15 protein-coding genes are annotated in these 24,308 nt (G+C 58.5%); 7 read left to right on the top strand and 8 right to left on the bottom strand.

Translation table 11 applies throughout. The features are described from left to right. Positions 1–3: 3 nt before the first annotated feature. Complete coding sequence (locus tag J3P85_RS29215; protein WP_434704360.1) at positions 4–318, bottom strand: hypothetical protein; 315 nt, start codon at positions 316–318, stop codon at positions 4–6. A gap of 442 nt (positions 319–760) precedes the next feature. Here J3P85_RS29215 and hexR point away from each other — a divergent pair, with 442 nt between their 5' ends. Both hexR and J3P85_RS29205 read left to right on the top strand, forming a co-directional pair. Continuing rightward, positions 761–1,627: a transcriptional regulator HexR gene (gene hexR, locus J3P85_RS29210; RefSeq protein ID WP_003187110.1), complete on the top strand. Its 867-nt coding sequence runs from the start codon at positions 761–763 to the stop codon at positions 1,625–1,627. 253 nt (positions 1,628–1,880) lie between these two features. Next, positions 1,881–2,090 carry a PA3496 family putative envelope integrity protein gene (locus tag J3P85_RS29205; protein WP_080675527.1) on the top strand — a complete coding sequence of 70 codons (210 nt, stop codon included), beginning with the start codon at positions 1,881–1,883 and terminating at the stop codon, positions 2,088–2,090. Here the strand turns inward: J3P85_RS29205 and J3P85_RS29200 are convergent. Further along, entirely contained in the window at positions 2,032–2,994 is a 963-nt protein-coding gene (locus J3P85_RS29200; protein WP_053126704.1) for a LysR family transcriptional regulator, read from the bottom strand. The genes J3P85_RS29205 and J3P85_RS29200 overlap by 59 nt on opposite strands. A 187-nt stretch (positions 2,995–3,181) precedes the next feature. Between J3P85_RS29200 and J3P85_RS29195 the strand changes: the two genes are divergently transcribed. Together J3P85_RS29195 and oadA are read left to right on the top strand one after the other, a co-directional pair. Further along, entirely contained in the window at positions 3,182–4,597 is a 1,416-nt protein-coding gene (locus J3P85_RS29195; protein WP_003187105.1) for an acetyl-CoA carboxylase biotin carboxylase subunit, read from the top strand. A gap of 12 nt (positions 4,598–4,609) precedes the next feature. Then, positions 4,610–6,418 carry a sodium-extruding oxaloacetate decarboxylase subunit alpha gene (gene oadA, locus J3P85_RS29190; protein WP_186710765.1) on the top strand — a complete coding sequence of 603 codons (1,809 nt, stop codon included), beginning with the start codon at positions 4,610–4,612 and terminating at the stop codon, positions 6,416–6,418. 63 nt (positions 6,419–6,481) lie between these two features. Here the strand turns inward: oadA and J3P85_RS29185 are convergent, their stop codons facing one another. The 3 genes from J3P85_RS29185 to J3P85_RS29175 form a co-directional block, all read right to left on the bottom strand. Then, the gene (locus J3P85_RS29185) at positions 6,482–8,623 is read right to left on the bottom strand and encodes an autotransporter outer membrane beta-barrel domain-containing protein (protein WP_434704359.1); all 2,142 of its coding nucleotides are present in this window, start codon (positions 8,621–8,623) and stop codon (positions 6,482–6,484) included. 523 nt (positions 8,624–9,146) lie between these two features. Further along, positions 9,147–9,980, bottom strand: a complete 834-nt coding sequence (locus tag J3P85_RS29180) for an amino acid ABC transporter permease (protein ID WP_434704358.1) — start codon at positions 9,978–9,980, stop codon at positions 9,147–9,149. Then, a complete protein-coding gene (locus tag J3P85_RS29175) occupies positions 9,977–10,798 on the bottom strand; it encodes an ABC transporter substrate-binding protein (RefSeq protein ID WP_434704357.1) in 822 nt (273 codons plus the stop codon). The genes J3P85_RS29180 and J3P85_RS29175 overlap by 4 nt, the downstream gene beginning before the upstream one ends. 113 nt (positions 10,799–10,911) lie before the next feature. On the opposite strand from J3P85_RS29175, the gene J3P85_RS29170 reads away from it, so the two are divergent. The 3 genes from J3P85_RS29170 to J3P85_RS29160 all read left to right on the top strand — a co-directional run bounded on the left by J3P85_RS29170 (position 10,912) and on the right by J3P85_RS29160 (position 22,429). Beyond that, positions 10,912–11,808, top strand: coding sequence for a homocysteine S-methyltransferase family protein (locus J3P85_RS29170; protein WP_434704356.1), 897 nt, complete (start codon positions 10,912–10,914; stop codon positions 11,806–11,808). Between the two features lie 265 nt (positions 11,809–12,073). Further along, entirely contained in the window at positions 12,074–16,969 is a 4,896-nt protein-coding gene (locus tag J3P85_RS29165; protein ID WP_434704355.1) for a dermonecrotic toxin domain-containing protein, read from the top strand. A 150-nt stretch (positions 16,970–17,119) separates the two neighbouring features. Beyond that, on the top strand, positions 17,120–22,429 hold the full coding sequence (locus J3P85_RS29160; protein WP_434704354.1) for a dermonecrotic toxin domain-containing protein: 5,310 nt from the start codon (positions 17,120–17,122) through the stop codon (positions 22,427–22,429). Between the two features lie 54 nt (positions 22,430–22,483). Here the strand turns inward: J3P85_RS29160 and J3P85_RS29155 are convergent, their stop codons facing one another. Genes J3P85_RS29155 through J3P85_RS29145 form a run of 3 tightly spaced genes read right to left on the bottom strand, consistent with a single transcriptional unit; the run spans position 22,484 to position 24,253 of the window. Beyond that, the gene (locus J3P85_RS29155) at positions 22,484–23,152 is read right to left on the bottom strand and encodes a GNAT family N-acetyltransferase (RefSeq protein WP_434704353.1); all 669 of its coding nucleotides are present in this window, start codon (positions 23,150–23,152) and stop codon (positions 22,484–22,486) included. 10 nt (positions 23,153–23,162) lie between these two features. Further along, a complete protein-coding gene (locus J3P85_RS29150) occupies positions 23,163–23,609 on the bottom strand; it encodes a GNAT family N-acetyltransferase (RefSeq protein ID WP_434704352.1) in 447 nt (148 codons plus the stop codon). A gap of 2 nt (positions 23,610–23,611) precedes the next feature. Further along, complete coding sequence (locus J3P85_RS29145) at positions 23,612–24,253, bottom strand: FMN-binding negative transcriptional regulator (protein ID WP_434704351.1); 642 nt, start codon at positions 24,251–24,253, stop codon at positions 23,612–23,614. Between the last annotated feature and the right edge of the window lie 55 nt (positions 24,254–24,308).

Below are 24,308 nucleotides of genomic sequence, written 5' to 3'. Positions count from 1 at the left end.
TGCTTAGTGGGTAATTAGAACTTCATCAATGTGGTGCAGCAACTTGCCTTCGAAAAAAATACTGACGCCGGTGACGTTGGGTTCACCCAGCTCTTTGTATTCGACAACCTTGTCTGTGAGCACTTGTAGCGAAACCCCGTCGGAGTTTTGAAGTATCAACTCCAACCGTAGATCAAAAGATTTGTCCTGTATGTCGCTCCGGACCAGCGTCGGGATAACGCCGGAATGTGCTACGGTTACGGTGCCAAAGGTGCGGAAAGATGCAGCGCCTGGCATACGATCGATTTGTGCTGTCCAATCTTTAGTTGTGATTTTCATAGTGGTAACTCCTTTAGTTAAGTTGATTGCTTCCTGCGGGAGCCAATATAACGGCTTTGACTTTATGGTGTTAGTTAAGTGGTGGTTGGTATTGTAAGGAAAAATGAGCTTTCGCTAGCCTACTTGGTTTTGGCTTGAGAGCTACTGTCTATAGTTGTAGGGGTATATATTGTTGAGGGCTGCAAGTTTTTTGAGTGTTTGGCTCATTGGAAATAGACGCTATTGCCTACGTTGGAAGTTCTGGCCGGGTCGGGAAGTCAGGCGATCGACAGCGCAGAGGGTTGCGCTACGGCCCAGGCTGCTACATCGGGCAATCCTCGGCCAAAACAAAGGGGCAGCGAGGTAATCCAGTTACGTTTTGGACGGGCAAAGAGCCAATTCTTGTAGTATAACTACAAGCTTGCTACATCCCGGCACCTGCCCATAACAAGAGTCCAGCCCCTTGAACCTGTTGCAACACATCGCCCAGTCACGCCACTTGCTGCGCAAGTCGGAGCTGAAAGTCGCCGATCACGTACTGCTTGATCCCGCGGCCGTGATGCATAGCTCCATGGCCGATCTTGCCCACAGCGTCGGCATCAGCGAACCGACCATCGTACGCTTCTGCCGGGCCATCGGTTGCTCGGGTTTCCAGGACCTGAAACTCAAGCTGGCCCAAAGCCTGGCCGCCGGCGCGAGCTTCGGTCAGTTTGCGATCCATGAAGATGATTCGGTGGCGGACTACAGCCTGAAAATCTTCGACACGACCCTGCATACGTTGATGGAGGTTCGCGAGAAGCTCGACCCGGTGGCGTTGCAAAAAGCCGTCACGGCCATGTCCCAGGCCCAGCGAGTCGAGTTTTATGGCTTCGGCGCCTCGGGCGCAGTGGCCGCCGATGCCCAGCACAAGTTCTTCCGGTTGCTGCTGACGGCAGCGGCCTATTCCGACCCGCACATGCAGGCCATGTCGGCTGTGACCTTGAAACCCACCGATGTGGCGATCTGCATTTCCCAATCGGGGCGTTCCAAGGACCTGCTGATCACCGCGAACCTGGTGCGCGAAAGCGGTGCTTCGCTGATTACCTTGTGCCCGAGCCAGACCCCCTTGGCGGAGTTGTCCACGGTGAACCTGGCCATCGACGTGCATGAAGACACTGAAATCTACACGCCGCTAACCTCGCGCATCGCCCATCTGGTGGTGATCGACGTACTGGCGATGGGCGTCGCCATGGCCCGTGGCCCGAGCTTGGTCAACCACCTCAAGAGCGTGAAGCGCAGCCTTCGCAGCCTGCGGCTGTCGCCCAAGTCGGTGAAGGCGCTGGACGACTGAGCACTGCTCTTGGAAGTCAGGCGCTTTGTGGCGAGGGAGCTTGCTCCCGCTGGGCTGCGAAGCGGCCCCAACGATTTTCCCCAGGTACACCGCATTGGCTGGTTTGCGTCTGCTGCGCAGCCGAGCGGGAGCAAGCTCCCTCGCCACAGGGGATCATTTCCCCTGAATTCATCGTTCTGTAACGCACGCGCCGCCAAACCGTCATCCCTCATCGTCATCGTAAAGCTCCCGTATACGTCTTGGGAGTCTCGACATGACCCAGTCCTACGAAGAACGCAGCGCCGTCAAAACCCGTCGTCAGCAGGAAGACCAGCGCCGCATGGCGTTCCGTCGTGCAATCGAAGACCGCTATGAACAGCGTCAGCTTCTGGCCGAGATCAGCGAATTTCCTGACGCGGTAGAGTTCAATTACTGGCAGGCAACGCCGGCGGCTTCCCGTCGAAACGCTCAACCAGGCCGATGATCTGAGCGCGCTCGCCACGAACGAAGGCCAGAAAGGCATGGGCCACCGGTGACAGGCGCTTGGCCCTGGCCTGCACCAGGCACCAACTGCGGTACAGCGGCAATTCCTCCACCGGCAACTCGATGAGTGCGCCGGACGACAATTCCCGGCTCACGGCGTGGCGTGTCAACAGCGCCACGCCCAGCCCGGCCACTACGCATTCGCGCTGGGCTTCCGCCGACGCCACTTCCAGCGTCTGGGTGAAGTGCACCCGTTTCTCCTTGAAATATTCCTCACAGGCCAGTCGCGTGCCGGACCCCGGCTCGCGCAACAGCAACGTGTAGGGCTCCAGGTCCTGCAAGCGCAGCGGACCCAGGTGGCACAGCGGATGGTCGGGCGGCGCCACGGCGACGATCGGATTGTTGAGAAAGGGCAGGAATTCCAGGCCCATGTCCTGGGGCACCATGGACATGATCACCAGGTCGTCGCGGTTGTCCGAGAGCCGGCGGATGACCTGGCCGCGATTGACCACCGTGAGGTTGAGGTTGACCTCCGGATGCTGGCGCTTGAATGCGGCGAATAAATGCGGGACGAAGTACTTGGCGCTGGACTCCACCGCCAGCTTCAATTGGCCTTGCAGCGAACCCTGCATGTCCGAGAGCTGCATATCGAGGTTTTCCAGGCGCCCGAAGATGTCCCGGCTGGCACGTTGCAGGGCTTCGGCGGCTTCGGTCATGTAGAGTTTCTTGCCGACGTACTCGAATAACGGCTGGCCAATCAGCTCTTCCAGAGATCGAATCTGTAGGCTAACGGCCGGTTGTGTGAGAGACATTTCGTCGGCTGCACGGCTGTAGGACCTCAAGTCGCACACCTCGTTGAAAATCTGCAATTGACGCAATGTCATACGCATCAACGACTTACGCATCTTTTAAGTACTCTGGTGTGGGAAGGACAGCTCAACTATAAGTCTTTGCTTATGCATGACCCAATAATTATTCATTTTTGTTAATCCACAGCCAGGACTAGTGTGGAGCTGCGACCAATTGTTACATCTGGTCACGCGTCGGCCTGGATCCCAGGCCGTGGTATCACCGGCTCAAGGGAACCTCCAATTGATAACAAAGATCCTGATCGCCAACCGTGGTGAGATTGCCGTCCGCATCGTGCGCGCTTGCGCCGAGATGGGCATTCGCTCGGTCGCGGTCTACTCCGACGCGGACCGCCATGCGTTGCATGTCAAGCGTGCGGACGAGGCCCACAGCATCGGCGCCGATCCGCTGGCCGGCTACCTCAACCCGCGCAAACTGGTGAACCTGGCGGTGGAAACCGGCTGTGATGCCTTGCATCCTGGCTACGGGTTTCTTTCGGAAAATGCCGAACTGGCAGACATCTGCGCTGAACGCGGGATCAAATTCATTGGCCCTTCGGCGGAAGTCATTCGCCGCATGGGTGACAAGACCGAAGCGCGTCGCAGCATGATCAAGGCCGGTGTGCCGGTCACGCCGGGCACCGAAGGCAACGTGGCGGGCATCGAAGAGGCCCTGACCGAAGGTGATCGGATCGGTTACCCGGTGATGCTCAAGGCCACCTCTGGTGGCGGCGGTCGCGGTATCCGTCGTTGCAACAGCCGTGAAGAACTCGAACAGGCCTTCCCGCGGGTGATTTCCGAAGCCACCAAGGCGTTCGGTTCGGCGGAAGTGTTCCTGGAAAAATGCATCGTCAATCCCAAGCACATCGAAGCGCAGATCCTGGGCGACAGTTTCGGCAACGTGGTGCACCTGTTTGAGCGCGATTGCTCGATCCAGCGCCGTAACCAGAAGCTGATCGAAATCGCCCCGAGCCCGCAACTGACCCCCGAGCAGCGCGCCTACATCGGCGACCTGTCGGTGCGCGCGGCCAAGGCCGTGGGCTACGAAAACGCCGGCACCGTGGAGTTTTTGCTCGCCGAAGGCGAGGTGTACTTCATGGAGATGAACACCCGGGTGCAGGTGGAACACACCATCACCGAAGAAATCACCGGTATCGACATTGTTCGCGAACAGATCCGCATCGCCTCCGGGCTGCCGCTGTCGGTCAAGCAGGAAGATATTCAGCATCGGGGTTTTGCGTTGCAGTTCCGCATCAACGCCGAGGACCCGAAAAACAACTTCCTGCCCAGCTTCGGCAAGATCACCCGCTACTACGCCCCGGGCGGCCCGGGTGTGCGCACCGACACGGCGATCTACACCGGCTACACCATTCCGCCGTTCTACGACTCGATGTGCCTGAAACTGGTGGTCTGGGCGTTGACCTGGGAAGAAGCGATGGACCGTGGCCTGCGAGCCCTGGATGACATGCGCCTGCAGGGGGTCAAGACCACCGCCGCGTATTACCAGGAAATCCTGCGCAATCCGGAATTCCGCAGCGGCCAGTTCAACACCAGCTTCGTTGAAAGCCATCCTGAACTGACCAACTACTCGATCAAGCGCAAACCCGAAGAGCTGGCCTTGGCCATCGCCGCCGCCATTGCCGCCCACGCAGGCCTGTAAGGAATCATGACAATGTCCAAGAAGATCCACGTTACCGACACAATCCTGCGCGACGCTCACCAATCGCTGCTCGCCACGCGCATGCGCACCGAAGACATGCTGCCGATCTGCGACAAGCTCGACAAGGTCGGCTATTGGTCGCTGGAAGTCTGGGGCGGCGCAACCTTCGACGCCTGCGTGCGCTTCCTGAAGGAAGACCCGTGGGAGCGCCTGCGTCAACTGCGCGCGGCGCTGCCCAACACGCGCCTGCAAATGCTCCTGCGTGGCCAGAACCTGCTGGGCTACCGCCACTACAGCGACGACGTGGTCAAGGCCTTCGTGGCCAAGGCTGCCGTCAACGGCATCGATGTGTTCCGTATTTTCGATGCGATGAACGACGTGCGTAACCTGCGGGTGGCCATCGAAGCGGTGAAAGCTGCCGGCAAGCACGCCCAAGGCACCATCGCCTACACCACCAGCCCGGTGCACACCATTGACGCGTTCGTGGCCCAGGCCAAGCAGATGGAAGCCATGGGGTGCGACTCGGTGGCGATCAAGGACATGGCCGGCCTGCTGACCCCGTATGCCACTGGCGAGCTGGTGAAAGCGCTGAAGAGCGAGCAATCGTTGCCGGTGTTCATCCACTCCCACGACACCGCCGGCCTGGCCGCGATGTGCCAACTCAAGGCCATCGAAAACGGTGCCGATCACATTGACACCGCGATCTCCAGCTTCGCCTGGGGCACCAGCCATCCGGGCACCGAGTCGATGGTTGCGGCCCTTAAAGGCAGCGAATTCGACACCGGGCTGGACCTGGAGCTGTTGCAGGAAATCGGCCTGTACTTCTACGCCGTGCGCAAGAAGTACCACCAGTTCGAAAGCGAGTTCACTGCGGTGGACACTCGCGTCCAGGTCAACCAGGTGCCGGGCGGGATGATCTCCAACCTCGCCAACCAGCTGAAAGAGCAGGGCGCGCTGAACCGGATGAACGAAGTGCTGGCGGAAATCCCGCGAGTACGCGAAGACCTCGGCTTCCCGCCGCTGGTGACCCCGACCTCGCAGATCGTCGGCACCCAGGCGTTCTTCAACGTGTTGGCCGGTGAGCGCTACAAGACCATCACCAACGAAGTGAAGCTTTATCTGCAGGGCGGTTACGGCAAGGCGCCGGGCTCGGTGAGTGAGAAGCTGCGTCGCCAGGCCATCGGCAGCGAAGAAGTGATCGACGTGCGCCCGGCCGATTTGCTCAAGCCGGAAATGACCAAGCTGCGCGGCGAAATCGGTGCGCTGGCCAAGTCCGAAGAGGACGTGCTGACCTATGCCATGTTCCCGGACATCGGTCGCAAGTTCCTCGAGGAACGCGAAGCCGGCACCCTGACCCCGGAAGTGCTGCTGCCAATTCCTGAGGCAGGCAGCGTGAGCTCCGCGGGCGGTGAAGGTGTGCCGACCGAGTTCGTCATCGACGTGCACGGCGAAACCTATCGCGTCGACATTACCGGTGTGGGCGTCAAGGCCGAAGGCAAGCGTCACTTCTACTTGTCCATCGATGGCATGCCCGAAGAGGTCGTGTTCGAACCGCTCAATGAATTCGTCGGCGGCGGCAGCAGCAAGCGCAAGCAAGCCACTGCGCCAGGCCATGTCAGCACCACCATGCCGGGCAACATCGTCGATGTCCTGGTCAAGGAGGGCGACGTGGTGAAGGCCGGCCAAGCGGTGCTGATCACCGAAGCCATGAAGATGGAAACCGAAGTCCAGGCGGCCATCGCCGGCAAGGTCACCGCCATTCATGTGGCCAAGGGCGACCGGGTCAACCCGGGCGAGATCCTGATCGAAATCGAAGGCTGATTCCAACAGCCTCGATGCAATGTTTTACCTCGGGGGAGCAGGTGCTCCCCTTTTTTTCGCCCGTCAGAACATCATCCGCCATTGCCCGGTCAACGCACCGTTACGGTTGTCCTGGCCCGTTTCGCCGCTGTAATTCAGTCCCAGGGTATGACGTGACGATACGGCCAAATCTAGCCCTGCCTGCCAGAGCAAGCTGTCACGGTCCAGTTCGACGCCTTTGATGGTGTAAGTTTTGCCGCCATTAACCAAGTGCTGATGGGAGCTGCCCCTGATGTCGCCGTATAGGTGCTTCCAGCCGACATCGACGCGCGGCGTCAACCGCATGCCTTGGTCGAACACAAAAGGGCGAGCGAGGCGCAGGCCGAGGTCGCTGCTGTAGTGCTCCTGCGCCTGGCCGTTGTACCGCAATGCAGCATCGCCACCTTTTTCTGAATAGTCATCGCGTTGATAGCGCTGGTAACCCACTTGGGCATAGGGTTCGATATCGAAATGACCGACGTCCAGGTTGTAGCCAACCTGTCCAAAGACCTGTTGCGTCGTGGCGTCGTAACGACCCTTGAGGTGATCCTTGAAATCATTGAACGCGACATGGCGCTTGGTGCTGCCGTCATGGCTGCCATGGACGGCACCCAGGCGCAGCGCCAGCGGTCCTTCCTGGTGCACGGCGTAGGCGCCTACGAGCCAACTGTCGAGCGCTCCCTCGAATTGATAGCTGTCCAGTCGTGTCTGGGTCTTGCTGCCGATGACGCCCAACCGCCAATTGGAGCTGACAGCCCAATCGGTTCCCAGCATCAGGCCCTTGGTGGAATGCTTGAGGGCAAAGTCGCCCAGTTCCTTGGCGAGACTGCCGCTGTTGCCGATGGCCTGGACCCAGATTTGGCCGTTGCCATGTTCGCCGACCGGATTGTTCCGGCCCATGGCGGAAAGCATTCCCGAGCTGAGCGGTGCGGCACTGCTCAGGGTGGCATTGCCTAGATCTGCAGTGTCGTAGCCGCCGAGTTGGTCGATGGCATCGGCGGCTGTGGTCTTGTTAGTACCGAGCAATGCGCTAATTGCGGCGTTGGGTTTGGGGGCAGGCTTTATGGCTTGCAACTTGGCGACGGACTTGGGCGGGGCGCTGGCAATGATTTTTGGTGGTTCGGTGGATGTTGATGTTGGGCTGCTGGTTTGCGAATCGACGGCAGGAGAAGGCGCAGCCACCAAGGTACTGGACAGTTCCGGTTTCGGTGTTTTTGGCGGTTGTTGCTCTTCGATAGATTCCATCAAGTTGCGACCGTTGGAAGAGGTGGCTGCGTCTCCCAGCGGAACGTTGTTGCGCTCAAAGACCAGCCCTACCTGTTTCTCTACCGTGTAGTCAGGTGTCGCTGTCAGAAAGGCAAGTTCACTGTCGATCTTTCCGAATTTCCCCTCGATCTTGCCCGCATCAATCACGACGCGCCTGTGCGTATCGGTGTATTCGCCAGGTACGGCGGGGATTTTCAACGTTGCATTGCCCAGCGTCGCGGTACCGCCAACCTTGATCGTGGCGCTGCCTTTCTCCGCGTCGATTCCGTAAACCAACGTCGCGCTCTTGGAGAGTTTGAGGCTGTTGGTAACCGAAGGAGCGCCAATGTCTGGACCGACCTTCATCAAGCCCGTTACATCCAGCGCATCGACCGTCCCGTTGCCGCTGAACGTGGCGTTTCTTCCAACGAACACGGGACCGGCCACGGTACCCCGGTTATCGAATATACCAAGCACGTGCACCGCATTCGCAATCTGACCGGTGTTGGTCAGCTTGGCCTTCGAGTCGACCAGGCTTGCACCGTTGAAAGCGACGCCGTTGGACCATTCGCCTTGCTTGAGATGCAGATCGTTAACGTTACTTATTTGATTGATCACGCCTCCCTTGGCGATATCCAATTGCAGGACATTAGTCCCGCCGCCTCCGTCAGTAAGCCCGAAAAGTTCGCCTTGCTTGCTGACAATCACCAAGTCGTCGCTGTCGCCCAGCGATAGGGGAGCTTCCTGAGCTTCGGTGACCCTCTCGGTCTTTATATCCGGCGCCGCCGCGAACGCCTTGAGCCTCGCCTGCATCTTGGCGGTTGTTTCAACGGGGCGGGCTTCCCCGACAACTGACTGAGCCATTGAAACCTCGGCACAGCCAAGCGCCAAGGTTATTGCCAGTGCGAGGTGTTGGGGCAGGAATACATGTTGGGTAGGCATCGAAAGTGACCTCTCATGAAGGAGGTCGCACTTTAAAAATTTCACCCTGTGCGGCGATGCCAGCCATCTTCTCGCCATGGGAAAGATTCGGCGGATGAATTTGTAGGCCGCCTGTGCTGCAATCAGGGTGTTGGTTCGTTGGCTTTCATAGTTCGAAGCTTTGCCCTACGACCCTTTCAGAAAACGGAAAGCGTCTTTTTAAGGTCGGTGTGTATCACCGTTTCTGCGGTTCTTGGTGGGATCGTGCTTCTCCTGTGGGATATGAATTTTGTGTCCGCTGAAGATTGAATGTGGGAGCGAGCCTGCTCGCGATGGCGGTGGTTCAGTCACGTGGATGTTGGGCTTGCCGGCCTCTTCGCGAGCAAGCTCGCTCCCACAGAGGGGCTGTGTTGAGCATAAGTTTTATGTTCACTGAAGATCGAGTGTGGGAGCGAGCTTGCTCGCGATGGCGGTGCGAAACCGCCAGTCGCCGTTACCGCAGCAATGGATCTACACGCTGTCCTCAAAGGCACCTCGGAACAGCTCAACGATTATTCAGATAAGCCTTCCCATAATGCCGCTCCATCCGCGCCTGGATCAGCTCCAGCGCAATGGACATCAACCAGTAAATAATCGCCGCCGTCGTCAGCATCTCGATATACCGATAGCTGGAACGCCCATACGACTGCGCCAGAAACATCACCTCCCAGACCCCCATCACCGAGATCAGCGAGGAATCCTTGAGCATGGAGATGAATTGGTTGGTGGTCGGCGGGATGATGGTGCGCATGGCCTGGGGCAGGGTGACGCGCCAGAAGATCACGGTTTCCCCCAGGCCCAGGGCGAGGGAGGCTTCGCGTTGGCCGTGGGGGACGCCGAGGATGCCGGCGCGGAAGATTTCGCTCAGGTAGGCGCCGTAGTTCAGCGACAGGGCGATGATGCCGGCGGCAACGGCGCCCGGGACCACGCCCAGTTGGGGCAGGCCCAGGTAGATCAGCAAGATCTGGATTAGCAGCGGCGTGCCGCGAAAGAACGACGCGTAGAAGCTGGCGATGCCGAAGGCCACCGCACTGCTGGACAGTCGCGCCAGGGCAGTGATGAAACCCAGCAACGATGAGGCTACGATCGAACACAAGCACAGGAACAGCGTCAGCACCGCGCCCTGTAAAAAGCCATTGGGGGCCAAATGCAGCCCCAGCAGGTTTGGCAGTTTGTCGAGGATGATCGAGAACTTCAGGTCGAAGCTCAGGAAAAAACTGGCGAACAGCACCAACATCGCCGCCCAGGTCAGGTACAGCCGAGTGCGAAAGCCGAAGATTTTCTGCAGGCGTGATTCAGCCACCGGTGGCGGTGGCTGAGGGGGTGGAAAAGAAGTCATTGAGTGATGTCGGCGCCGATCCATTTCTGCGAGAGTTTGCTCAAGGTGCCATCCTGTTTCAACTGGGCAAAGACTTCACGCACCTTGCTGTCCCACTGCGCGTCGCCCTTTTCGATGGCCACCGAGTTCGGTTCGGAGTAAAGCGCCTCGCCGGCCAGCTTGAAGCGCTTGTCTTCGGTCAGGCGCGGCTGCGCGGTCACCAGGTTGGTCAGCACCGCGTCCAGGCGCACCCCGGCGCCCAGGCCCAGGTCCTGGAACGCCACGTTGTCGGTGTCGTACGGAGCGATCTGCACGTCCTCGAACGGATAGCTCAGTTGAGTATCCTCGGCGCCTTCGATCACCAGGTTCTTGTTCAGGTAGCTCTCGTAGCTGGAGGCGCTGGTGAGGCCGACCTTCTTGCCGCTCAAGTCCTTGGCGCCGTGGATACGCTCGTCCTTGGCGTTGACCACGATCACCGCGGGCGAAGCGTAGTACTGCACCGGAAAGTCGAACACTTCGGCGCGGGCCTTGCTCGGCGTCATGGAGCAGATGCAGATGTCATAGCGCCCGCTCCAGTGACCGGCCGCGATGACGTCCCAGGACGGTGTTTCCAGGCGCAGCTTCACCCCCAGTTTCTGCGCCACGGCCTTGGCGACGTCCACATCGAAACCGTCGAGCTGGTTCTGATCGTTGAGGAACGAGAAGGGCGGATAGCTTTCCATCAGCACGCCAACCAGCTCTTTTTTCTGTTCGATGCGGTCCAGCGTGGCACCGGCGAACGCTTGCGAAGAGGCAGCCAGCAGCGCAAGGCCCAGGGCCAGCAATGGTTGTAATTTCATGTGAGGGCCCTGTTAGAAAAATAAGTTGTAGTTCTCTGAATGGAGCGTATTAAATAGTTATAAGAACAACTCCGGTAGTGAGTATTTTTCATAAGCTTATGAGTGAATCGCATATGGGCGTAGCAACAGTCATTCTCGATGGCGGCATGGGCCGTGAACTGCAACGCCGTGGCGCGCCGTTTCGACAACCCGAGTGGTCGGCGCTGGCACTGAGCGAAGCGCCCCGGGCCGTGGAAGATGTTCATGGGGCGTACATCGCCAGCGGTGCCAATGTGATCACCACCAACAGCTACGCCGTGGTGCCGTTCCATATCGGTGAGGCGCGTTTCGCCGCCGAAGGCCAGGCGCTGGCGGCTTTGGCCGGTGAGCTGGCGCGGCGGGCTGTGCAGGCTTCAGGCAAGGCCGTACGAGTGGCCGGATCGCTGCCGCCGCTGTTCGGCTCCTATCGTCCCGATCTGTTCGATGCGTCCCGCGCCGCTGAACTGCTGACGCCCCTGGTGGCGGGCCTGGCACCCCACGTTGACCTGTGGCTGGCGGAAACCCAAAGCTCAACGGTCGAGGCGCGAGCCATACGTGCCGGGATCCCGCAGGATGGCAAGCCATTCTGGCTATCGTTCACCTTGAAAGACGAGGACACGGATGAAGTGCCGCGCCTGCGTTCCGGTGAACCCGTGGCGGATGCCGCGGCAGTCGCAGCGGAGCTGGGCGTCGAGACGCTGCTGTTCAACTGCAGCCAGCCGGAGGTGATCGGTGCGGCCATCGATGCCGCGCGGCAGACGTTCGAGCGCCTGGGCGTGAAAATCCACATCGGTGCCTACGCCAACGCATTTCCGCCGCAGCCCAAGGAGGCGACCGCCAACGACGGGTTGGACCCGCTGCGTGACGACCTGGATCCGCCGGGGTATCTGCAATGGGCGGCGGACTGGCAAAAGCGCGGGGCCAGCCACTTGGGCGGCTGCTGCGGAATCGGGCCGGAGCATATCGCCGTCCTGGCGCAACAATTGGATTGAGTGGCGTGGCGGTTGGCCGAGGAATCGGCCGACCACCTGTTCATCCCCGCTTACGATTTTTACCCAAAGCGACAGCGACGCCATACATATGTATGGCCGTGCTGCGTGACTGACGCGTTAGGTTTCCGGACTTTCCAATCAACCCTTGGACAGTCCGATGCCCTCTGATTCGACAAATCAACCCAACCCCCTACCGATATCCAGCGCGGCGCCATTGAGTGGTGACCGCCAGCCGTCCTGCGAGCCTGTACCAACAGAAACGCCCATGCCAGACGACGACCTCAGCGCCGCCGGCAAAGAGCAGCTGCGGCAATTGAAGCTGCTGGACGCCAACCAGAAGAGCCTGGCGCTTCTATTCGCCGGCCTGCCAACTTTCGATTCGGTGATCAATAACCTGTTGGTCAGCTCGATCAAGAAAAAAATACCCGAGCGTAAGCTCCGTCCATCGCTGCTTGAACATATCGACCCTGATCATTGCTACGTGAATCACTTCGCCATCGATTCGGATGGCAGGCGCGCGTTGACGCACTCGCAGAGTTTTACCGACGTGATGCGTAGCAGTTTGAAAACCGATACGCCGCCCACCTATACGGCCGGTGCCGTGGGTTTCTACATTCGCCCGGATACCCTGGACGAAGCTGACAGCATTTTTTCCAGCCCTGCGGATAGCAAAATCCTACAAGCGATGGAGTCGGCGTTTTACATAGCCGGCCCGACGACCAACGAGACGGTGAGGCAGCAATTGCGTGACGACCTCAGTCTCTTTCGCAACAGCGAGCGCTGGGCGGGCATCCTCGACAAGGCAGACTCTTCGACGGCGCAAGCGGTCTTCGCTCATCTGCTTTCAAGGCGCTTCCTGCACATTTGCAACCTGTACAAAGCCGACCGCAAGCCGGCTGCCTCACCGGGTGAGCGAACGCAACAGGCAGAGGATGACCGCCTGTTGAACATCATCAGCACCCACCCCTCCATGCTCGACAGGGGGCGCTTGCAGCGAGCGCCCATCCCCCATGTTTATGCGGTCATGCTCGATACGGGACGCGCAACGCCGCAGCAGTGGCCCGCCGCTATGGTGATCAAGCAAACCGAACGACAACGGTTGTTTTTGTATTCCCTGGAAGGCGGCCTGCAGGGCTTCCCGTCCTTTGAGGCAATGACCGCCGCGGTGAGTCCGCTCTATGACGGGCAGGAACGCACGATCCTGAATATTTCCTCCGAGCTGTCCGGGCATGTGTTTGAAGTGGCGGCCTCAGCTCTTTTCCAGCGGCAAAGCGCAGCGCTCGAGAAATGCCTGAGCACACCCATCGACGGGACGATAACCCTGGAGGCTTTTGCCCAACAGGCAGAAGATGCCCTGAGTCTGCCTGTGCTATCGCTCTCCGGGCCATTGGCGGTGCGTCGGTTGACCCGAGTCGAAAACAACCGTCCGGTCTTCTACGCATCCGCGACACCGTCAGAGCAAGCGACCTATCGTCGTCTGGAAGCCCAGGTGTACCGGGGGGTCTATGAACTGAGTGGTCGAGTCCAGACGCTCGTGCAATTCACTCAGGAGAAGATCAAGCAATACCTTAAGCAAACGTTGCACCCGGCCATTAAGCCCGATCCGGACCGGACCCAGGTCACGCTGTCTTTTGGCAACAAAGCCAACCCAAGGCAGTCGCGCACCATCAGCCTGACCCAGCTGATGCTGGACAATCTCCGCTCGCCAGACTATCCGGAGGCGATGAGCGAAGTGTCGACCGTCTATCTTGTCGACCAGCACTGCCAGCGCATTCGACACCCGGAGAATAACGTTCTGATCACTTTGACCGGGAACGAGCTCGCCCGCATGGCCAAGAGCCTGGATGTCGGCGGCAACTATGAAATCCTGCTGCGAGAGGAAATGAACAAACCGCAATACAAGGCGGCGTGGCAGGCGGCGTATCTGGCGAACTTGAAGTTCAAGGGCTACGAGGCCGGGCTGAGGGGCGATAGCATGTTCAAGGCTACTGGCCAGGACAAGACCGGCAACCCACCGAAGCTGCAAAAGCGGGTGCCTCTCTGGTTGGCCGCCGTGTTGAGGTCTCCGGTGGCGGAGGCTCGTGACCAGGTCTTCGGACGAAGGGTGCATGTCCATGGCTTGCTGCTCGGAGGAAGCGTGGGCGCGGGAGGGCAGCACGGGACGATGGGCAACGCCCTCAGTGTGGATGGCGCACTGATTTTTACCGATCAGCTCGGACCGGAAATCAACGGCCCCGTCGGGGTGTACTTTCCAGACAGCCCTGAGGGCGACGACTTCCAGGAATTTTCCGATCTGGGTGAGGGCGTCGGGGCGCTTCTGCTGCAAGAAAAATGGCAGGCGTATTTCCGTTCGCGGATCTCCGCGCCCGATGCTGACGAATTGAAGGGTTCATCAGCACAGCGGCGCGGTCGGCCGCTGATTCGGGGCTGCTTGATTACCGGAGACTTGCTGGAGACGCTTCATCGCGCCTATGTAAATTTTCACAGCGCCCATGCCGATCACTTGTCCAACAGCAACCTGGACGTTCGGCGTCACCACGCTGCCCGGGTGTTCATGGTGACGGTCGATATTCTGTTGGAAGTGGCAGGTGTGCTGGCGGTGCCGGGTGTCCAGCTACTCAAGCGAGCCGTGAGAACCGGCTCGCTCGTGCTCAGGAGCGGTGTGGTTCCACGGGACTTCGATACCTTGGTCTTCATCGACAAAGTGGCTAACCGTCTTGGGCAGGGCAGTGCCCACGGCTGGATGATTCCATCGCGAGGCCAAGCCTCGTTTCTAGCGGTGAAAGCTCGTCAACATGCAGACGAAGCGTTGGCCGGATTGCCCCTGGAGGACGCGATCTACCATCGTTACGCCGTTAAGGATACGGCGCCGATCCGAGGGCTGGCCCCTGATGCCCAAGGCTTCTATCGTCCCAGGCTCAACAATGACGGCACGGCACAGGTCTATGTGCGGCAACCCGACGGGACGGTTTTTCGCGTACACGATCACACGAAAATGACCGCCACCGAGGCCACGATCGTCGATCCATTAACGGGTCTGAACATCCGTTCCAGTGGTGTGATGAGAAGTACCGTGGCACGCATGCCCAATGGCGAATGGCGCGCCGTGGGATTCGGCCAGGGCGGGGGTAAACGGCCTTCCCAGACACCGCCTCCGTCGGGCCCCTCCAAACCCAAGGTGCCAGCCCTGGCTGACTCGGGTATCGCCGACGCCGTCCGTACTTTGGGCAACTGGGACAATGAGGTCATGGACCTGGTCCCCTCCATCATCACCCGAATGCCGAGTTGGCCGCAGAATCGCAGCTTGTTGATCATCGATGAAATGTCCGCTGGACGCGCATGGTCAGTGCGCTACACCCCAGGGCGGGACGAACGTGTATATCCAAGTAGTGTTCATCCCGACAGGGCGAGCACGGATGTTGTCCTGCGGCGAACGGGCCAAAATCACTACAGCCTGATCCTCGGTAATCGTGTCATGGAAATTCCTCGTAACGGTGACTGCTTTTTCAACGCCGTTGCTCGCGGCCTGCATGATGGGCGGCTACAGGAGGACTTTTCGATAAGAGGGCTGCGCGACGCCGCCGCCGATTACATCGATCAGCATCCAGAGATCCATGATTATTTGGCCCCTCAAGTCTCCGGGATACGGCAGGCGCTTGTCGATAACGCGCCGACGTTGGAGCAATCGATGGGAAAGGCGGCAGTGCTTGACCTGACGCAAATTATTCATGGAGCCCCCAATCCGCATCGCTTGTTCCAACCGATCATGAACTATTTGCGTTCATACGCCGAAGCTTCGCTGCGTGACTATTTGCGAAATGCACAATCCTTGAGCTTGCCTCCGGAAATGCTGCATAGCATCGCCAGACATTTCTCGCCACGAACGCCCGGCCAATTGATCCAGAGCGAATTCCCTTTTTACTTGGCCAACGAAGACGACCTGATCAAGTTTTTCGAGGACATATTATTGGGGCCAATTGTTGATCGAGAAATTCTCGAACTGATGAACAACGAATACCTCATGCTCTCCCAGGACGTGTTGCACATCATGCTTGAATACGGCCTGCGCGCTCGGGAATTGACGGATCACCATCCGCGCAATCTGATGGGCTACGTCAAGTTTGATCAGGCCGTGCATGGCGAAATGAGCGAGGAGCAATTGGAGGAACTGGTGGGTGAGGCTTATCTGATAGATCGAGATGACCTCAAGGATGTCCAGCGCAGGCTTGAGCGCGAAACAGGCAAGGTCGTCAATGACGAGGCGCGGTTGATGGATCAATACATTTACTACGACCGCGCCGAAGACCTCGTCGACTTGCTCAGGGTAGCCCTTGGCAGGTTTCCCGATTTGCTCAGGCGCGCCGAAATCGCTTTGCAGTCCCCGGTTATCGCTTCCAACCTGGGCGGCATGCTGCCATTGAGCGTGGTGTCCCAGTGGATACGCGATCCGAGCCTGACCGATGAGCGGCTTAGACACATCGCCGCCTACACCGTCACGCGTTATACCGAAGTCGTGATCACCGGCGATATTGATATCAGCTGGATGCGGGCGTTCGACGACGATAACCTGCGCGATATTATCTTCCGCCAGCAGATATTGATGAGTTTCATGCGATTCATTGGCGGTGTTCGGGGCAATCTGGTGGATGTCGATCTACCTGCCGTCGTCAGGCTGTTCAGCGTCCCAGGGCACCCTCCCTCTAACACTCGGGTTGCTTTGTTGTTACAAAGCCCTGGTGTCTGGAGCTCAATCTACAACATGCCCGGCATCACAGCCGAGGGGGCCAGAAGCGTCTGGGACGATCTGATCGGCGTGCAATACAGCGACGACCTGATTCGCGAAACGCTCCAGCGGCCTGGTTCGCTGGCGTCCGAATCGGCTTTCGCGGGCGCACTGGTGGACAGTCTGCTAAGCGAGGAAACGCGTGCGCACCAACTGCTGCTGGGGGCATACGCGGTGAGCCAAGGAGAGGCCCAGCAGTTCCTGCGGCGCTTCAGGTTTTCGGGCAACCGGGCGGAGCACAGCCGCCTGAGCTTCGCGCGCTACGTGAGTCATCACGGCGGAATACCCGAATGGGCGTGGCAGTATGCCAACGAGGGCGTGACACCCGAATCCCTCAGTCGATTTCTGGCCAAGAGACGACCGCCACAAGTGAAGTGATCCAATTTATATGGGAACCGTAGCAACGATATTGAAACGTTAACTCACATATGGATAGAGGCCGCCCAAGGTCGCCTATATATATGTATGGCTTCATGGCGGTGACGGAAGGATAGGGTCTGGGTTCTTCAATAAACAAACGGACCCCCCATGATTTTATTGTCTAACGATGAACCAGGCGTGCCGCTCCAAGCGCCTGGCATCACGCTAACGCCTATCCATTCACTACCCGACGGCCATGCATTCGAACCGCACAAGTTCGCCGATCAGTGGTTGCTGGAGTTGGGACTGCTGGGCGATACACCGCTTCGTGTGATTTACCGGGAAGTTGGAGCCGCTGATTCGGCTGCTGAAGATAAAGTCGCATCGGTTCCCTTGCGTGCCGCTGTCACGCAGGGCTTTCTCAAGGCCTATCAAAGCAAGCCTATTGCTTCCCTCGCGGCTTTCAACCGATGCGAGGATTGGATCGAGTATCCCCACAGAAGCCATATGAAGCGGGATTTTTCGGCACTTCGTATCGACGGCCTTGTACTTTCAAAGAACCTGTTGCAGAAGTTGCAAGCAGGCGTGCCGCCGGGCTATAGGGGGCCTGGACTCGCTTTCGAGACCGATTCCGTCAGTCAAGATAACCCGCTCGCCCCTCAAGAAGCGGCTCGCCACAAACAGCTGACACGTCTGGCCACCCATAAGGCCGATCTGGATCGTTTGTTCGCAGGTTTGCCCACGTTCGACACAGCGCTGAAGAACCTGCTGGTCAATTCGATCAGGGAAAAGATCGAGCCGGAAAAATTCCGTGGCGCAGCGCTACTGGCGATCGACCCGGACAATTGTTATGTGAATCACTTCACGACAGATTCGCTCGGGGCGCGCTCATTGGTTTCTTCATTGAGTTTCAGCGAAGTCATGATGGACTGTTTGTCCACTGATGAGCCTCCTGTATACGCCCAGGGAAGCGTGGGTTTTTTCACTCGCTCGGACACGGTGCAAGAGACCGAAAGCCTATTCGTCGACCCGGTGGATGCGCATATCCTGGCGGCCATGACGTCGGCGTTCCATATCCAGAACCCGACAACCCATATTCACCTGAGGCGTCAGTTCCTTGATGATCTGGCCGCATTTCGCACGAAGGAGACCGTGAGAGATGTGCTCGACCCGGTTGTCCCCTCCACCGCGGAAGATGAGCTGGTTCTCAGGCTTTCCCAACGATTTCTGTATTTATTCGATTTATACAAAGCTGATCGAGACCCCGCTGCACGGCTAACCGAGGCAGAGCGGAACCTGCGCAATGACGAGGATCGCCTGCTGAGCATCATCACGACGCACCCTTCAGAGTCGGCCAGGGGGAGTTTGATGAAGCAAGCGCATCGTCCCCATGTGTACAAAGTCATGCTTGAAAAGGACGGCGACCTGGCTCAGAAGTGGCCGGCCGCGATGGTGATAAAGCAATCGGATCAGCCGGCTCTATTCCTGTACTCCATGGAGGGAGGCATACAGCGGTTCGATGAGTTCCGCGAGTTGGTGGATTCGGTAACCCCGGTCTATCAAGGGCAGCAGCGCAAAATCAAAAGTATTGACCAGGCGCTTCCCGAACATGTTTTCAAGCAGGCAGCAAAAGACCTGCTTGATCTTCAGTACGCGGCGTTACAAGCCGTTCTGAAAGCACCGGAACGGGTTCAGTTCGATTGGGCCCGCTTTGCCCTGGATGCCGAGCAAGCGCTGGAGTTGCCGATGCTGGCACTCGACGGTGTGCTGATCGCCCGAAGCGAAACCTTGTTCAAGAACAGCCGTCCGAGCGCCTACAAAGTCGCGACGGTTGCGCAGAAGCGCATCTATCGCTTCCTCGAAGATGAGGCGCTGACCGCGGAAGGCGAAATTGCCAAAAGACGCGTTCAGACACTGTCGGAGTTCACTCGCGAAAAAATCGTCGCTTATCTTCAGGAGCATCTGCACAAGGATATTGATCCGGATCCAGACCGGACGTTGATTACCCTGTTTCAAGGGCGCGCGTGTACCTCGAAGGACTCGCGGGCCACCAGCCTGACCCAATTGATGATCGAGAATACGCGCCCTTCGCAGTACCCCAATGCAATGAAGGAAATCCGGCCTGTCTATCTGGTCGATCAGGACGGCCAACCCATCAGCCATCCCCAGACCCGTCGTTTCATTCTTTTGAAGGGGCCTGAGCTTGCCAAGATGGCGACAAGCCTTGATATCGGTGGCCGCTACGAGACGTACCTCAGGGAAAAAATGAATGCGCCGGACTACAAGGAGGCCTGGTGGGACGCTTACTTGGCCAATATGACTTTCAAGGGCTACGAAGCCGCCCTCAAGGGTGATGATGTATTCAAAGAGACCGTGACGGATGTCACTGCCCATCCAGCACGCACCGAAAAACGGGTCGTGCTCTGGCAGGATGCGGTTATCAAATCATTGCTGGCGAAGGATCGCATAAGGGTTCAGGGAAGGGAGGTACACGTCTACAGTCTGCTGCTCGGTGGAGCGGTAGGCGCTGGAGGCCAGCATGGCACCTTGGGCAACGCAACCAGTGTCGACGGTGTGTTGATTTTTTCAGATCAGGACGGGCCGATAATACAGGGCACCGTTGGCGTCTATTTTCCGGACAGTCCCGGTGGCGATGATCTCCATGAGTTTGCCAATCTCAATGATGGTGTTGCGCAGCTTCTTCAACAGGAAGAATGGCAGGTCTATTTCTCCTCCCGCATCGCCACTGACAATCCTGAAGAACTGAAACAAATCTTCGGGACGCGAAGCGGTCGCCCCTTGGTTCGTGGCGCGTTGATCAGCGGTGATTTGTCTGAAGCGCTGCATGAGGCGCACGTGAGATTTCGAATCGCCCATGCCGATCATCGTTCAAACAGCAACCGCAACATCCTGCACCAAACCATTTTCAACCTGACAATGATGGCGTTCGAAACGCTCCTGGATGTGGTTTCGTTTGTAGCCCCTGGCTATGCCGCTTTGCAGATGTACTTGAGGGTAGCCAAGACCGGCCAAATCCCGCTTCACCTGAACATCGTCAAATACTTGATCCGCGCCGGCATCGCGCCGCGACCTGTCGGCGGTGCGATGGGCATCTCGCGCAATAGATCGTTCTCCCGAGCGGTATTGGCCCGTCTAAGCCAACAGGAAAAACCGATTGGGTTGCCGTTGGAACAAGCAATCTACAGCCGCTACGCGGTAGGGGATGGAACGGTTATACGAGGGCTAAGCCCGGATGCAGGTGGGTTTTACCGCGTTACAGTGCGGGATGCAGCCACAGGCGCTGTCACCGCTCGCCCGGTGTATGTGCGGCAACCGGAAGGAATGGTGCTCCGGGTGCACGACAGTACGAAGCTGAACGCAACCGAGGCGACGTTGGTCGATCCAGTCTCAGGGTTGAGCATCCGCTCCAGTGGCGTAATGAGGAGCACCGTGGCGCGGATGCCAGACGGGGAATGGCGAGCGGTGGGGTTCGGCCGGGGAGGTGGCGGGGACCGTCCAACGCGGCAGTCCTCGCGGCCGGGCCCCTCAGGTTCAGGAACTGGGGGCCAGACGCTTGAGGAAATGATCGCTGTGCTGGAGCAGCCCGGCCAATGGGACGTTCTCCTGATGGATATCGTTCCGGAACTCGTGCCCCATGTTCCGGGCTGGCCGCAAAACCGGGGCCTGGTCATCATGGACGTCAGGCCCGGGAGGCCCGCCTCGACCATGCGGTTCACGCGCCAGGCAGGACGGCAACCTCTGGCGGGCAATCCGGATCTCACCACGGATGTCGTCGTGAGGCGATCGGGCGGCAACCATTATGACTTGGTCCAGACAGGTGGTGTCATTCGAATCGCGCCTGACGGTGATTGTTTCTTCCGGGCTGTTACCCAGGGCTTGGACGAACTCGAGGGAAGGGTCCTTTTTTCGCCAACAGAGTTGCGTCTGGCGTCGGCAAGATACATTCGCCAAAACCTTGAATCGTTTCGCCACTTGGAAATTCAGGACGCCCCCCGTCGGGTGTGGCGGCCGGTGAGCCGGATGGAGGAGGCGGTTGCCAAGGCGAAGCAGGAGTTGGCGAAAACGGAGTCCACGCTTGAAAACCTCTTGGGCAGGGAGACCTTGGACGTTTTAACGAACCTGCTCGCGGGTGCGCGCAATCCACATAAATTGTTTAGAACGCTTCGGTTACATTTGTCGTTGCGTGCAGATTTGACAGCCGTCGGTATTTCATCGTTGGAGCTCTGGAGACAAATCGAGCAACTGACGCCGGCCCGGCCCTTGTATGGATTGGCAACCTCATTCACGCCCTACACGCCCTCCCAAAGAAGCGCTATCGAAGAGCTCCTGGATATGACGCTGGTCGGCAGCGACGGTGGGCGAACGATAGATCTGCTGGCCAGAGATGGCTATTTTCAGTTGAACCGGGATTCGATCCATATCTTGCTTGAGTACGGCGTGGGTATCGATGACTGGTATAAATTTTATCCCAAGAGCCCGAAAGCTTATATTCCGAGCACCGAGGCGGCTGCGGGGGATGTGCGGGGACTCCTTAACGGCAGGGAACTGGTACATCCATATGAGTTGGCCGAGCTTGCCGATACACTTCAGAAAAATCGTGGTCAGGGAATCCCGAACAGCGAGCTGATAGAACTTTTTCGCTATCAAAAAATGGTCGGCCGAACAGTGGGCTTACTTCGAGGGGCTCTACGTAGTCGAAGTAGGTTGTTGCTCAGGGCCGAGAGGGTTCTAGCCTCTCGTGTGATCGCGACCAATCTTGGCGGTGCGTTGCCCGTATCCGTATTTTCGAGGTGGATAAGTCATCCAGCGCTCAGTCCGGCAAAGCTGGATTTTATTGCCAGGTATGCTAACACCCGTATGCATGAGCTGTTGGACACCAGCAACATCGATATTCGATGGATCCACCTGTTCACTGACCAGGCAATGAAAACCATCGAGACACATTTAGGTGCGCTGCAGGCTTTTATCCGGTTCCTGGAACCTCAAGCGGGAAGAGCAACGGATATTGGTATGGCGGATGTCGCCAGGCTGTTAAATGGCGCTGAGAAGTTTCCGTCAAACTCCAGAATTATTGTGTTGCTCGATACCCCCAACTTATTGGCTAATCTCACCAATAACTTTACTCGGGATGAGGCCAGGAGCCTTTGGACAGAGCTCATCAGCCCAAACTACAGTGACCTTAATATCTACGATGCGCTTGGGCAGGTCCGCCCGTTGAATTCCGAAGCGAATTTCACATCGGCTTTGATTAACGTTCTCCAGCAGGAGGTGGCACGCGCCCATCAGCTGATGGATAGGGTTTTTGCGAATCGCAGAACCCCTGCGATTGTCCTCAACAATCTTTACCGCTTCGACTTTACCGCCAATCGTGCGGAACACAGCCTGTTGAGCTTCGCGGAATATGTGGATCGTTATATGGAAATACCGGATTGGGCTTGGCAGTATAAAAAGAAATAGCTGTAGTGAATGACGGCCGTCGCGATTGCGCTCGCGATAGCCGTCTTCATAGAGTCAACGGCACGCCGCCAAGCTTCGGACCTGCCCGCCTTCGCGCTGATTCTCTTCACTCAACCATCGTTCAAATGCCGCGCCAACCGCCGGCCATTCCGAATCGAGCATCGAATACCACGCCGTGTCGCGGTTCTGGCCCTTGACGACCATGTGCTGGCGGAACACGCCTTCAAACGTGAAGCCCAGTCGCTCGGCGGCATATTTGGAGCGGGCGTTGCCGTTGTTGCATTTCCATTCGAGGCGCCGGTAGCCGAGGGCAAACGACTCCTTGGCCAGCAGATAAACCGCCTCGGTACTTTTCGGCGAGCGCTGCATTGGCGCGCCGAAGGTGACGTGGCCGATCTCGATGCGGCCGTGGGCCGGAACGATGGACATCAGGCTCAGGATACCTTGTACCTCGCCGCTGGCACGGTCGATCACGCTGAAAAAATACGGGTCGATGTTGGAGGCGTGGTTGTTCAGCCAGGCATTGAAGGCACCCCGGTCCTTGAACGGGCCGTAGGGCAAATAATCCCAGAGTTTCGGATCGGCGCCGGGGCCTTCGAGGGCTTGCCAAAGACCCTCGGCATGACGCGCCGGGTCGAGTTTTTCCAGGCGAATGAATCGCCCTTCGAGCAAGCGCGTAAATGGCGCCGAGACACCTTTCCAACCGGTCAGCGAGGTCGACATGCTGTGCTCCTTACAGGGCTTTGCGAAATTGAATGAAACCTGGGCGTTCGGCAATGCGTTCGTAGAGTTGGATCGCCGTCGCGTTGGTCTCGTGGGTCAGCCAGTGGACTTTGCAGCAACCGTCGGCCTTGGCGGTGGCATAGACGAATTCGATCAATTGCCGACCGACACCGGTGCCCCGACTTTGCTCGGTCACCAGCAAATCTTGCAGGTAACAGGAATTCTCAATGCTCCAGTTCGAGCGGTGATAAATGAAATGCACCAGGCCCACCGCCGTGTCGCCGTGCCAGGCGAGGGCGCAGTGGGTCGGTTCGCGATCGTCGAGCAGGCGCTGCCAAGTGCTCTGGGTCACCGCCTCCGGCAGTTCGGTGTTGTAGAACCGCAGGTAGGCCTGCCATAGCGGCAGCCAGGCCGCGTGATCTTCGGCGGTGACGAGGCGGATCTCGGTGTGGCTCATGTTCACTCCTTGGCGGATGCGTCGGGTATCAGGCGTGCAAGCGCCTGGTCTTGCGAGTCGGTGCTGGCGGCCAGACCATTGCGCACCCCGGCGACATCTTCGGGGCTGCGGTTCTGGCTGAGCTTGCGTTTACCTTCCAGGCGTTGGATGGGCAGCGAAAAGCCAACGATGGCCTTGAGCATCGCATCGACGTACTCGGTCGGTGCGTCATCGAGTTTCCACGGCTGGGCGCGGCCGGTTTCGTGTCGATCGGTGAGGGCGCTGACCAGTTCGCGCAGGCGAGGGGCGTCGCTGAAAACGTCGGCGGTGCCATAGGCGTGTACGGCCAGGTAATTCCAGGTCGGCACCACTTTGCCGTGTTCGGCCTTGCTGGGGTACAGGCTCGGGCTGACATAGGCGTCGGCGCCGGCGAATATCACCAGGGCCTCGGCACCGGCCTCCAGGTCGCGCCATTGCGGATTGGCCCGGGCCATATGCCCGTGCAGGGTTCCGTGGGGGCCCTGTCGCGTATCCAACAGCAGCGGCAAGTGGCTCGCCTGCAAACCGTGTTCACCATGAGTGACCAGCACGGCCAAGCGGCACTCGTTCATCATTTGCTGTAGCTGGGGGAGATCTTGGACGGCAAAGGCTTTTGGGTTGTACATGGAGATTTTCCTTGGCGAATGCCAGCATCCTAGGCAGGCTATTGGTCTGTTGTAA

Origin of the sequence: Pseudomonas sp. Z1-12 (assembly GCF_051132015.1) — a bacterium.
Taxonomy (GTDB): Bacteria; Pseudomonadota; Gammaproteobacteria; order Pseudomonadales; family Pseudomonadaceae; genus Aquipseudomonas; species Aquipseudomonas zanjanensis.
This window is presented reverse-complemented; position numbering and strand designations above follow the sequence as displayed.